At 67.8% G+C, this 11,431-nt stretch carries 14 protein-coding genes; 9 read left to right on the top strand and 5 right to left on the bottom strand.

Annotated elements, in window-relative coordinates; genetic code table 11:
* The 7 genes from GOHSU_RS08255 to GOHSU_RS08225 all read left to right on the top strand — a co-directional run.
* Window positions 1–1,180: S1C family serine protease (locus tag GOHSU_RS08255; RefSeq protein WP_005939585.1), on the top strand; the 1,180-nt coding region annotated here is incomplete at its 5' end.
* Between the two features lie 17 nt (window positions 1,181–1,197).
* The gene (locus tag GOHSU_RS08250; protein WP_005939583.1) at window positions 1,198–1,728 is read left to right on the top strand and encodes a MogA/MoaB family molybdenum cofactor biosynthesis protein; all 531 of its coding nucleotides are present in this window, start codon (window positions 1,198–1,200) and stop codon (window positions 1,726–1,728) included.
* Entirely contained in the window at window positions 1,718–1,918 is a 201-nt protein-coding gene (locus GOHSU_RS08245; RefSeq protein WP_005939579.1) for a hypothetical protein, read from the top strand. The genes GOHSU_RS08250 and GOHSU_RS08245 overlap by 11 nt, the downstream gene beginning before the upstream one ends.
* Window positions 1,919–2,132: 214 nt before the next feature.
* A complete protein-coding gene (locus GOHSU_RS08240; RefSeq protein WP_005939577.1) occupies window positions 2,133–2,756 on the top strand; it encodes an MspA family porin in 624 nt (207 codons plus the stop codon).
* Window positions 2,757–2,782: 26 nt separating this feature from the next.
* A complete protein-coding gene (locus GOHSU_RS08235) occupies window positions 2,783–3,466 on the top strand; it encodes an MspA family porin (RefSeq protein ID WP_005939575.1) in 684 nt (227 codons plus the stop codon).
* A gap of 72 nt (window positions 3,467–3,538) precedes the next feature.
* Window positions 3,539–4,180 (top strand): MspA family porin, encoded by a 642-nt coding sequence (locus tag GOHSU_RS08230; RefSeq protein ID WP_245551702.1) that lies wholly within the window; start codon window positions 3,539–3,541, stop codon window positions 4,178–4,180.
* Window positions 4,181–4,234: 54 nt separating this feature from the next.
* Window positions 4,235–5,326 carry a PLP-dependent cysteine synthase family protein gene (locus GOHSU_RS08225; protein ID WP_005939571.1) on the top strand — a complete coding sequence of 364 codons (1,092 nt, stop codon included), beginning with the start codon at window positions 4,235–4,237 and terminating at the stop codon, window positions 5,324–5,326.
* Between the two features lie 16 nt (window positions 5,327–5,342).
* On the opposite strand, the gene GOHSU_RS08220 is transcribed toward GOHSU_RS08225, so the two are convergent.
* The 3 genes from GOHSU_RS08220 to GOHSU_RS08210 all read right to left on the bottom strand — a co-directional run bounded on the left by GOHSU_RS08220 (window position 5,343) and on the right by GOHSU_RS08210 (window position 7,296).
* Complete coding sequence (locus GOHSU_RS08220) at window positions 5,343–6,020, bottom strand: biliverdin-producing heme oxygenase (RefSeq protein WP_005939569.1); 678 nt, start codon at window positions 6,018–6,020, stop codon at window positions 5,343–5,345.
* Between the two features lie 125 nt (window positions 6,021–6,145).
* Window positions 6,146–6,733, bottom strand: a complete 588-nt coding sequence (gene mscL / locus GOHSU_RS08215; protein ID WP_005939567.1) for a large conductance mechanosensitive channel protein MscL — start codon at window positions 6,731–6,733, stop codon at window positions 6,146–6,148.
* 14 nt (window positions 6,734–6,747) lie between these two features.
* Window positions 6,748–7,296: an SAF domain-containing protein gene (locus GOHSU_RS08210; protein WP_005939565.1), complete on the bottom strand. Its 549-nt coding sequence runs from the start codon at window positions 7,294–7,296 to the stop codon at window positions 6,748–6,750.
* 271 nt (window positions 7,297–7,567) lie between these two features.
* Between GOHSU_RS08210 and nhaA the strand changes: the two genes are divergently transcribed.
* On the top strand, window positions 7,568–8,803 hold the full coding sequence (gene nhaA / locus GOHSU_RS08205; RefSeq protein WP_005939563.1) for a Na+/H+ antiporter NhaA: 1,236 nt from the start codon (window positions 7,568–7,570) through the stop codon (window positions 8,801–8,803).
* Here the strand turns inward: nhaA and GOHSU_RS08200 are convergent.
* Window positions 8,793–10,352, bottom strand: coding sequence for an alanine/glycine:cation symporter family protein (locus GOHSU_RS08200; RefSeq protein WP_005939560.1), 1,560 nt, complete (start codon window positions 10,350–10,352; stop codon window positions 8,793–8,795). The genes nhaA and GOHSU_RS08200 overlap by 11 nt on opposite strands.
* A 178-nt stretch (window positions 10,353–10,530) precedes the next feature.
* Here GOHSU_RS08200 and GOHSU_RS08195 point away from each other — a divergent pair, with 178 nt between their 5' ends.
* A complete protein-coding gene (locus tag GOHSU_RS08195; RefSeq protein WP_024332527.1) occupies window positions 10,531–10,818 on the top strand; it encodes an FmdB family zinc ribbon protein in 288 nt (95 codons plus the stop codon).
* A gap of 3 nt (window positions 10,819–10,821) precedes the next feature.
* On the opposite strand, the gene GOHSU_RS08190 is transcribed toward GOHSU_RS08195, so the two are convergent.
* Window positions 10,822–11,403 (bottom strand): 5-formyltetrahydrofolate cyclo-ligase, encoded by a 582-nt coding sequence (locus tag GOHSU_RS08190; RefSeq protein ID WP_005939556.1) that lies wholly within the window; start codon window positions 11,401–11,403, stop codon window positions 10,822–10,824.
* Window positions 11,404–11,431 lie beyond the last annotated feature (28 nt).

Genomic DNA, 11,431 nt, shown 5'->3' with positions numbered 1-11,431 from the left:
GGGCACCGGTCCGATGCCGGCGGGACCGATGGGCGCCGGGCCGATGGAAACGGGGCCGCTGCCGACCGGAGCGCAGCCGACGGCGGCGCCGCAGCGCCGCGGTCCGGTGTGGATGGCGCTGCTGGCACTGGTCGCCCTGGCCGCAGGCCTGCTCGGCGGTATCGGCGGCGCGGCGTTGATGCGGAACTCGTCGACGTCGTCGACCAGTCCGGCGGTCATCGCCGGTGCCCCCGGCAGCCGCGTCACCGAACAGCCGGCCGCCGCACCGGGATCGGTGCAGGAGGTCGCTGAGCGGGTGATCCCGTCGGTGGTCTCGATCGCTGTCTCGATCGGCCGCCAGTCCGGAAGCGGTTCGGGTGTGGTGCTCACCGCCGACGGCACCATCTTGACCAATGCGCATGTGGTCACCGCCGGCGGCGACCGGCCCGCCGAGGACGTGCTGGTCAGCTACAGCAACGGTGCACGTGCCAAAGCCCGCGTGCTGGGCGCCGACACGATGTCCGACATCGCCGTGATCAAGGCCGAGAGCACCGGCCTGCAGCCGGCCACCGTCGGTGTCTCGGACAATCTCTCCGTCGGCCAGGACGTGATCGCCATCGGTTCGCCGCTGGGGCTGCAAGGCACTGTCACCACCGGCATCATCAGCGCACTGAACCGGCCGGTGTCGACGATGGGCGCCGACGGCTCCCACGAATCGGTGATCGATGCGATCCAGACCGACGCGGCGATCAATCCGGGTAACTCCGGCGGCGCCCTGGTCAACGCCTCCGGTGCGCTGATCGGCATCAACTCGGCGATCGCCACGATGGGAGCCTCCGAGGGGGCCGCCGGTTCGATCGGTCTGGGCTTTGCGATCCCCATCGATCAGGCGATGCGCGTGGCCAATCAGATCATCGGCGGCCAGACGGTGACCCGGGCCAGCCTGGGCGTCACCGTCCGACCCAGCCCCGAGGCGACCCAGCCGGGTGCGCTGGTGGCCAGCGTCGTCGAAAACGGGGCTGCCGCCCGCGCCCGTATCCCCAACGGCGCCCTGATCACCGCGGTCGACGATCGCCGGATCAGTTCCTCCGAGGCGCTGGTGGCGGCCATCCGCTCCTATGCGCCCGGCCAGGACGTCAAGATCGCGTACACCCACCAGGGTCGGGAAACGACCGCTACCGTGAAACTCGGAGAGCAGTAATGCCGAAGGAGCATTCCATGATCGATGCAGCAGATGTCCAGGCCGATGCCGCCGCCCGCGAGCTGTCGGCCGAACCGGCCGAGGCGCTGCTGCGCGCCCTGGTGGTGCTGGTCGACGACGATGAGGACGTCGCCTCGCGGATCGGTCCGCTGGTCAGCGAACTGGTCGAAGAAGGCGAATTCCACGTCGATGCGACCGTCTGCGTTCCCGGCGACGAGGTGGAGATCCGCAACGCGCTGAACACCGCCGTCATCGGGGGCGTGGATCTGGTGGTCTCCGTCGGCGGGGTGGGGGTGCGCGCCCGCGATGTGACGCCCGAAGCCACAGAACCGTTGCTCGACCGCAGACTGCGCGGCATCGAGGAAGCGCTGCGCTCGTCCGGGCTGGCGGCCGGTGCGGCCGATGGCGGACTGTCCCGCGGCGTTGCCGGCACCTCCGGTCAGACGGTGGTGGTGAACCTGGCGGGTTCGCGTGCGGCGATCCGGGACGGGATGGCCACCCTGCTGCCGCTGGCGCACTACGTCATCGATCAGCTCCGTGAGTTCTGACGCACCGACCGACGACGCCGGTGCCGCCGGCGACCCGGCGGCAGCCGAGCCGGAGTGGCGACGTCGTCGTCGGTTGGACGCGATCTTCGGGGATTCGGGTGCCGAGGTGGTCAGCGATCCCGGTGAGGCTGCTCACACCGGCTACGACAGGGACTGGTACGAGCGCAATCGGCCGCCTCATCACGAATAGACGCTGGCCAGGGCATATTTCTGATTTGCAATGAATGCTGTCGGGGCCGTTCACGCCGCGTTCACCGGCCAACACCGGCCGGTAACTTTTTAGTTCTTTCAACCGATGGTGCCAGCCTCCGGCGTCGGTTAATCTTCTCGGCACAGGGCTTTCTCAGGGTCTCCTTAGCTATATAGGAGCAGCACAGCCCTTTCGACATCAGCGAGGAGATCTCATGCGCAAGAATCCGATGCGCACCGCCGTCGTCGCGGCCGCCGTGGCAGCCGTGGCCGCCACCGGTCTGACGACCGGTGCCGGCGCCGCGGACGCCGCCCGCCTGCCGAACGGCTCCAAGACGAGCACCGGCATCGATGGCCAGAAGGTCACCATCAAGCGCACCGGCGAGCGCGCTAATCCGATGCCGTCGGTCGCCAACAACGGCGCTGGCCGTGCCGCCGCCGTCTCGGGCACCTACAAGGCCACCCTGAACAAGGGGAAGGGCCATATGCAGGTCGGCTATCTGGTGGGCTGCCAGGTCAACATCTCGGGACTGACTCTCGGTCTCAGCGGTGCGATCAGCCTGAGCGCCGCCTCCCTCAGTGGTGCTCTCACCGTTCCGCTCAATCCCGGTGAGGTCGCAGTCGTCAGCTCCGACGAAATGATGATCAAGAAGGGCAAGGCGACCCTGATGGTCGACGGTTTCCATATCGACGTCCAGCAGTGCGGCGGCTACGCGGCCGCGCGGTCGTTCGTCAAGGTGATGGCCGCCGAGGGTATGTCCACCGAGGACGGGGGCCTGTCCGGTGACAGCGGTTTCATCCAGTCGACCCTGTACGGCAAGCCGTTCAGCCTGAACTGACCACCGGACGCGGAAAAGGAAGCACGATGAATAAGCTCAACAAGCGTGTGGTGACCGGCGTGGCCGTCACCGGAGCAGCTCTGCTCGCGGTGACCGGCGTCGGCGCCGGCATGGCCGAGGCGAAGAACCTGCCGGGCGCGGTCAAGACCCGCAGCTTCGACGAGGGCAAGGTCCAGATCCGTCTGTTCGACGAGAAGGCCGTGATCAAGAACTCGGTCGCCAATAACCACTTCGACCGCGAGGTGTGGGTCTCCGGCAAGATCCGCGTGACCACCAGCGGAGGGGTCAAGGGCGGCAACATCAACGCTGGCTATCTGGTCGGCTGTCAGATGAACTTCGGTGCAGAAGGCTCCGGTGGCGGCTCGGGCGGTATTCAGAAGCCCGGTAACGGAGGCTTTGATCAGGACTTCGGCGGGGGCGGTAGCGCTGAAGGGTTCCTTGGGACAAGTGCGAATATCGGCGGCGGTTTCAAGCTCGCGCCCGGTCAGGCTGGGTATTTCCCGGTGATCAATGCGTCCGCGAGTGGCAACCCGGTCAACAGCTTCAATTTCGGCAATGCCCGCGGCGGTGTGGCCTACAGCCAGGAACGTTTCGGCGTCGGTAGCTGTGCCGGTTATGCCCAGGCGATGGCCAAGGTGACGGTCAAGGTCGCGACGGACACCTTCAAGGGCAACATCACCATGTACGGCAAGCCCTTCAGCATCGGATAGGCGACGATGTCGATAACGCGACGCACCGCCGCGGCAGCGCTGGTGGCAGCCACGGCTGTGACCGGTCTCGGTATGGGTGCAGGCACCGCCGATGCCGCCCGGCTGCCGGGGGGCTACTACGCGAAGAATGTCCCCGGTGGCGGCAAGGTCACCATCCGGCTCTCTGACGAATACGTGCGGCACACTCGTTCGGTCGCCAACAATCACTTCAGCAGGGATGTGTGGGCCTCCGGCAAGGTGCGCATAAGCACCACTGCACCGCTCAAAGGCGGCACCGTGAGTGCTGGCTACCTGGTCGGCTGCCAGCTGGACTTCGGGGCTACCGCTGGAGTCAGTGGCGGTTTCACTGACGCAAAGAAACTGCGATTCGCTACTCCTGAACTTAAGGTTCCAAATGGGCCGAACAGCGAGATCACTATCCTCCCGGCACAGAACACCTACATCAACAAAAACAGTGGTGGCAGCGCCGGTATCGCCATCAGCCCCGGCCAGGCCGTCTTCCAGCCGGTGATCCGGACCAAGGTCGATGGCAACACGGTGAACGCCTTCACCTTCACCGGAACCAAGGGCGGCGTCGTCTACAGCCAGGAGCGCTTCGGCGTCTCCGGCTGCGCCGGCTTTGCTCAGGCTCGGGCGCTGGTGAACGTCCGGGTGGCCACCGACGAGTTCCGCGGCAACGTGACCATGTACGGGAAGCCGTTCAGCATCGGCTGACCCGGCCGCGTCGTACCGGCCTAGGCTCAGTCGTATCGGCCTAGGCTCGTAGGCATGCAGACCGTCGATGTGAATCGGTACGACCCCGAGCGCCGGGCCTGGATCGCCGAGGCGGTGCGGCGGATCAAGGCCGAAGCCAACCGGTCGGCCGACACGCACCTGATCACCGTGCCACTGCCGCCGGAGTGGGGGATCGACCTGTACCTGAAGGACGAGTCGACCCATCCGACCGGCTCACTGAAGCACCGGCTGGCCCGCAGCCTGTTTCTGCATGCACTGTGCAACGGCTGGATCAGCCCCGGCGCGCCGGTCGTGGAGGCTTCCAGCGGTTCGACGGCGGTCTCCGAGGCGTACTTCGCCAAGCTGATCGGGGTCCCGTTCGTCGCGGTGATGGCCCGCGGCACCAGCCAGGCGAAGATCGACCTGATCGAGGCGGCCGGCGGCAGCTGCGAACTGGTCGACGACCCGAGCGAGGTCTACAGCGTCGCGCAGGACCTCGCGGCCGAGCGCGGCGGCCACTACATGGATCAGTTCACCTTCGCCGAGCAGGCCACGGACTGGCGTGGCAATAACAACATCGCCGAATCGATCTTCGACCAGCTGTCGTTGGAGCGTTATCCCGAACCCGAATGGATCGTGGGGACCGCCGGTACCGGCGGCACCTCGGCCACCATCGCCCGATTCGTCGCCTACACCGGCCGGCAGACGGGAGTGTGCGTGGCCGATCCGGAGAACTCGGCGTTCTTTCCCGCCTGGCGGGATGCGGACTGCCACACCGAGACCGCGATCGGCTCACGCATCGAGGGGATCGGCCGCCAACGGGTGGAACCGAGTTTCGTCGGGACCGGCATCGACCGGATGATGGTGGTGCCCGACGCGGCCTCGATCGCGACCATCCGTCACCTCGAGGGTCTGATCTTCCGTCGCGTGGGCGGCTCCACCGGTACCGGGCTGTGGGCGGCCTACCGGATCATCGCCGAGATGCTCGCGCAGGGGCGCACCGGCAGCATCGTCGCACTGCTGTGTGATTCCGGTGAGCGCTACACCGACAAGTACTACTCCGACGAGTGGGTGGTGCAGGCCGGCCTGGACCTGGCGCCGTACACCCGGCAGCTGACCGAGTTCTTCGCGACCGGCCGGATCTGACCGGTCGCGAGAAGACTCAGCGGCGGTACTTGTCCAGGTCGCGGCCGAGCTCGGCGAACAGCGTGTGGTTGGCCAGGAACGCCTTGCGGACCTCTTCGATGATGCGCAGACGATCCTCGGCCGACAGCTCGGCGCCGATGGCGTCGAGCTTCTCGCGGTAGACGTCCTTGTACGGCTTGTTCTTGCCGATCTCGGCGAAGTCGTAGAACGCCAGGCCCTTGCCGTCGAGCTCGAAGGCGCGGTTGAGGATCGCGCCGACAGCCTGGCCGCCGGACAGATCACCCAGGTAACGCGTGTAGTGGTGGGCCAGGTACAGCCCGCCCCATCCGGCCGAGGCGGCGATGGTGGCGGCGTAGGCGTTGGCGGCCGGGGAATCGGTCTCGTGGCTCTCGCCCGGAGCCCAGTAGTCCAGATCGGCGTCGATCGCGGCCAGACGCTCCAGGCCGGCGTCGATCACGGGTGCGGCGACCGGATCGTCGGTCAGCTCGCGGCCCAGGGTCTCCAGCGTGGCGTAGACCGGGCGCAGCGCCTTCAGATAGGCGATGTAGCCGGCCTCGTTGACACGACCACCGAGGAGCTCGTCCATGAAGGCCGAGTGCTCGGCTTCGTCGTGTTCGACGGCCGAACCCACCTTCATCGCCACCGACAGGGTCATCTCAGCGAGATCTGCGGGGTCGAGCGTGGTCGTCGTCATGCGGGTACTCCTTGAAACGGCTATGGGCGACGGTCGCGCCGCCCGTGCAAGGTTACCCTGAAACCACCGAGGCCTCCGTCGGCGCCCCGGGGGTATCGACGGCGGTCTCGCCGGGTTCAGGTAGGTCAGCGTGAGTGGCGGCCGGGTCCGTCGGTCGGGTACTGCGGCGCCGGATTCGGCAGACCACCGGAATAGCCCTGCGGCGGCGCGGTGTAGCCCTGCGGCGGCGCCGAGTACGTCTGCGGGGTCGGAGCAGCCTGCGCCGGCGGCTGAGCCAGCAGGTCGCGGATCTGGGTGAGGATGTCGATCTCGGTGTCCTCCTCCGGCTCCCCGGTGTCACCGCGTCGCAGTGCCGCCATCTCGTTGAGCTTGTTGTACGGGACGATGATCAGGAAGTAGACCACCGTAGCCACGATCAGGAAGTTGATGCCTGCGGCGATCACTGCACCGAAGTCCATGCGGGTGGCCGCGTCGTCGTCGAGCAGCTGATAGGACAGGCCGCAGACCTGCACGGCGGCCGCCTGAGTGGTGTCCTCGCCGACGGACATGGTCTGGCCGCAGTCGCTGCCGGTGGGGATCGCGGCCAGCAGCGGGCCGATGATCTTGTCGGTGAAGGCAGTCACGATGGCGGTGAATGCAGCGCCGATGATGACCGCAGTGGCCAATTCCACGACGCTGCCGCGCATGATGAATTCTTTGAAACCCTTGATCACGGGTTGAGTTTAACTCAGTGCAGAACAACCGTTAGGGAGTTGGCCAGGCTGGATGCGGCGACCCGGTGCGCGGCCTTCTCTCCCATTGCCAGCAGTACCGGCGGCGGCAGGGCGCCGGTTCCCGCCGGACCGCGGCCGGCCGACCCGGCGGGTACCGCGACCACCGCACCGGCGGCCAGCACGCCGGCGTGCTCATCGAGGACATCGACCACATCCCCGGCGCGCAGCAACCCGGCCACTGCGGCATCGGCCGGCCGGACCGGCACCAGGCGCCCCCGCGGATCTCCGGTCAACGCCGCCGGCAGCCGCGAGGACAGCAGCCGCGTCGCCGTCACCGGTTCGCCCTGACCGATCGCCCCGGTCAGCCGGGCGCCGACCGCCTGATCGAGCCGCTGCAGGGTTCCGGGCAGCACCGCGCCGGCGGGTAACGCGATCACCTGCACATCGTCGGCCGTCAATTCGGTTCCGGGGGTCAGCGCACGGGAGGCGACGACGGCGAAGTCGTGCCGGTCCCGGTGTCGTTCGGTGACCGCCAGGATCACGGCCGCCGCCACGAGTAGCACGGCGGTCAGCCGGCGCAGCGTGGCCGTCCGCGGTCGGCCCGGGCGCCACCGCCTGATCCCTGTCAGCAGTCCCGGCGGTGTCGGAGGCGAGGAACTCGCGCCATAGGAAGCGGGTACGGGGGAGCCTGGGACGGGGGAGTGCGAGGGATGCGGCGCCCGGGTGCCGGGCGCACGGTCTGGACCGGCGCTCATGTCTGGACGGTACGACCGGCCGGGGCTGCGCCGCCCGGCCCCATCCACAGGCGCGCGGCCACGATGTCATGATGTCCACATGAGACAGGTGCTGGCACTCAGCCGTTTCAAGGGCTGGATCGGCCGGGACGTCAGCGGCGGTCTGTTGCTGATCTCGGCGGCGGTGATCGCGCTGATCTGGGCCAACTCCCCGTGGCGGGGCGGCTATCACGCTCTGCTGGACACCCGGGTGGGGCCGTCGTCTCTGCATCTGAACCTGTCGCTGGGGCAGTGGGCCGCCGACGGGCTGCTGGCGATCTTCTTCTTCGTGGTCGGCATGGAACTCAAACACGAGTTCGTCGCCGGCAGCCTGCGCAATCCGCGTCGTGCCGGCGTTCCGGTGGCCGCGGCCGTGGGCGGGATGGCGGTACCGGCGCTGGTATACGTCGGCATCGTGGCCACCGGTCCGTCGGAGGCGCTGTCGGGCTGGGCGATCCCGTCGGCCACCGACATCGCCTTCGCGCTGGCGGTCCTGGCCGTCTTCGGTCGCGGACTGCCGATCGCGCTGCGGGTGTTCCTGATGACCCTGGCCGTGGTGGACGATCTGCTGGGCATCATCGTGATCGCCACCGTCTACACCGAGACGATCGAGCTGCTGTGGCTGGCTGCCGGACTGGTCTGCGTGGCGATCTTCGGGCTGCTGGTGCGCCAGGCGAAGCTGCGGCTGTGGCTGCTGATCCCGGTGGCGCTGGTGGCCTGGGGGTGCGTGCACGCCTCGGGGGTGCATGCCACCGTCGCCGGGGTGCTGCTGGGCTTTACCGTTCCGGCGGTGGCGATCGCCGGTGAGATCACCCCGCGCACCCTGGACGGCAGCCACGCCATCACCCCGATCACCTCGGGACTGGCGTTGCCGCTGTTCGCCTTCGCCGCCGCCGGGGTCACGGTGGTCGGCGCCGACGAGCTGATTCAGCCGGTCAGTGTGGGCGTCTTCTTCGGGCTGGTGGTCGGCAAGGTGATCGGTGTTCTGGGCACCACCTGGCTGGTCACCCGATTCACTCCGCTGCGGCTGCCGGACGCGATCGGTCTGCGAGATCTGCTGCCGGTGGGACTGCTGTGCGGTATCGGCTTCACCGTCGCCCTGCTGATCGCCGAACTGTCGTTCACCGGGCCCGATCCGCACGGGCACGCCTCGGCGGCCAAACTCGGCATTCTGGTGGGCTCGCTGGTGGCGGCGATCCTGGGCGGGGCCATGCTGCGCTGGGACGCCAAGCACCCGCGCACCACCGATATGAACCTGGACGGCATCCCCGACCGCAACACCCGGCTCATCGAGTGAGGTCGACCTCGCGTTCGCGCGGGGGCGGGCCGGTGTAACTCTCCCAGAAGGTCGCGCCGGCGATGCCCAGGCGCACCGGATCGAAGACCGGATCCAGCCCGGCCTTGCGTTGCCGCTCGTAGTCCCGCAGTGCCTTGAGTGCCGGGGCCTGCAGGAGGATGATCGCCACCAGGTTCAGCCACGCCATGGTGCCCACCCCGATGTCGCCGAGCGCCCAGGCGTCAGCCGCCGTGCTCACCGCCCCGTAGACCACCGAGATCACGATGACCGCCTGCAGGATCCGCTGCAGACCCGCTCCGACGGTGGTGTGCAGTCCGCGCACGTACACCGTGGCCTGCCGGCCGAGCATGAACCGGAGGTTGACCTCGGCCATGTAGTAGTAGGCGACGATCGTGGTGAAGCAGAAGAACGCCAGGGAGATCGCCACGAACGACGATCCGGCGCCCGACCACATGCTGTCGAAGCCGTGCTGAACGTAGCCGGCCCCGACCTCGGGCTCGCCGGGGACGTGCGCGGGCAGTCCGCCGCCGTCGGCCATCACCGCACCGGATTCGGATTCGCCGCGGAAGACCCGGTAGGCGCCGGTGGACAGGATCAAGAAGCCGGTCGCCGAGCAGACGAAGAGCGTGTCGATGTAGACGGCGAAGGCCTGCACCAGGCCCTGTTTGGCCGGGTGGCTCACCTCGGCGGCCGCGGCCGCGTGCGGACCGGTGCCCTGACCTGCCTCGTTGGAGTAGAGGCCGCGTTTGACGCCCCACATGATGGCCGAGCCCAGGATCGCGCCGAAGGCGGCGTCGGCACCGAAGGCGCTGGAGAAGATGAGGCGGAACACCTCGGGGACGTCGTTCAGATTGAACAGCAGCACCAGGGCAGCCAGCGCGATGTAGACCACCGCCATGAACGGCACCACCACGGCGGCGAATACGGCGATCCGCTTGACGCCGCCGATGATCACGAACGCCAGGATCAGTGCGGTCGCGGTGCCGGCGACCCACAGCGGGGTGCCCCAGGCGTTGTGCATCGAGGTGGAGATCGAATTGGACTGGATGTTGGGCATCAGCACACCGCAGGCGATCAGCGTGACCAGCGCGAAGACCCAGGCGAAGATCTTGAAGCCGCCGCGGGCGCGGGTGTGCTCTTTGGCCTTCTGGATGTAGAAGGCCGGTCCGCCGCGGTATTCGCCGGTCAGCGGGTCGGGCACCTTGTAGATCTGGCCGAGGGTGCATTCGACGAACGACGTCGAAGCGCCCAGGAAAGCCACCACCCACATCCAGAACAGCGCCCCCGGGCCGCCGAAGGCGATCGCGGTGGCCACCCCGACGATGTTGCCCGCGCCGACCCGCCCTGCCAGGGACACCGTCAGCGCCTGGAACGAGGAGATACCGGTCGGCGACGACCGGCCCTTGAGGACCTGGCGCACCATGTCTTTGATGTGACGCACCTGCAGGAACCGGGTGACGACGGTGAAGTAGATCCCTGCTGCCAGCAGCAGATACACCAGCCACTTGCTCCAGATGACGTCGTTGATCTGCGCCAGAAAATCCGTCATGCATCGCCTCCGCTGGGTGGGGGAGCCCGGGTGCACCCGGACAAGAGAGAGGGAAATTCTGACACAGATCGCAGCGCGGGAAGGCGGGAGTGGCCGAGTTGGATTGGCACTCGGAATGAGTGACTGCCAGCAGTGGTTACACTGGGCAGCAGACTTCATCCTTTTCCGGAGGTTCCCTGTGCCTACTTACAGCTACGCATGCACCGAATGCGGTAACGCATTCGACATCCAGCAGTCCTTCTCCGATGACTCGCTGACCACCTGCCCGAAGTGCGAAGGCAAGCTGCGCAAACTGTTCAACTCGGTGGGTGTGGTCTTCAAGGGCAGCGGCTTCTACCGCACCGACTCGCGGTCGGGTTCGGGCTCGGTGCCTTCGGGCGGTTCCTCATCCGGCGGCGAATCGTCGTCGAAGAGCGAATCGTCCGCGTCGTCGAAGAGCGAGACGTCGTCGACCGCCGCCTCCTGATCCTCAACGCACCGGCTGGAAACCACCGGACGGAGTGAGGATCCAGTGCGCACGCACGTCGGTGTCCTCCTCGGGAAGATCGAAGTCGACCAGCTCGGTGTCGTGGACCACCGCGACGATCGGTGCGGACATCCCGGCCAGGGTGCGGTCGTAGTAGCCGGCACCGCGCCCTAGGCGCACCCCGCGCCGGTCGACGGCCACCGCCGGCACCAGAATCAGTTTCGCCTGCACCAGGGTGTCCGGGTCCAGGCGCAGCCCCTGCGGCTCCAGCAGATTCCAGCGACCCGACTCCAGGGCGCGTTCCCCGCCGTAGACACCCCACTGCAGCCGCTGCGGTCCGCCTTCGGGCACGATCGGCAGCAGCACCCGCAGACCGCGATCGACCAGGGCGTCGAGCATCGCCGTTCCCCCGGGTTCGCGGCTCGTGGCCACATAGGCGGCGACCGTGTCGCCCTCGGTCAGGTCCACCGGCAGCGCGTACATCGACTCGGCCAGGGCGCCGATCGCCTGGGACTCGACGAACGGGCTCATGGCGTCGCGGGCGGCGAGCAGCCGGGTGCGCAGGGCGGCCTTGTCGGTGGTCATCTTCTTGATCTTGCCTTATGCGGACACG

It is taken from the genome of Gordonia hirsuta DSM 44140 = NBRC 16056, from assembly GCF_000333015.1.
Lineage (GTDB): Bacteria > Actinomycetota > Actinomycetes > Mycobacteriales > Mycobacteriaceae > Gordonia > Gordonia hirsuta.
The sequence above is the reverse complement of the archived record's forward strand: the minus strand, read 5'-3'. Positions and strand labels throughout refer to the sequence as shown.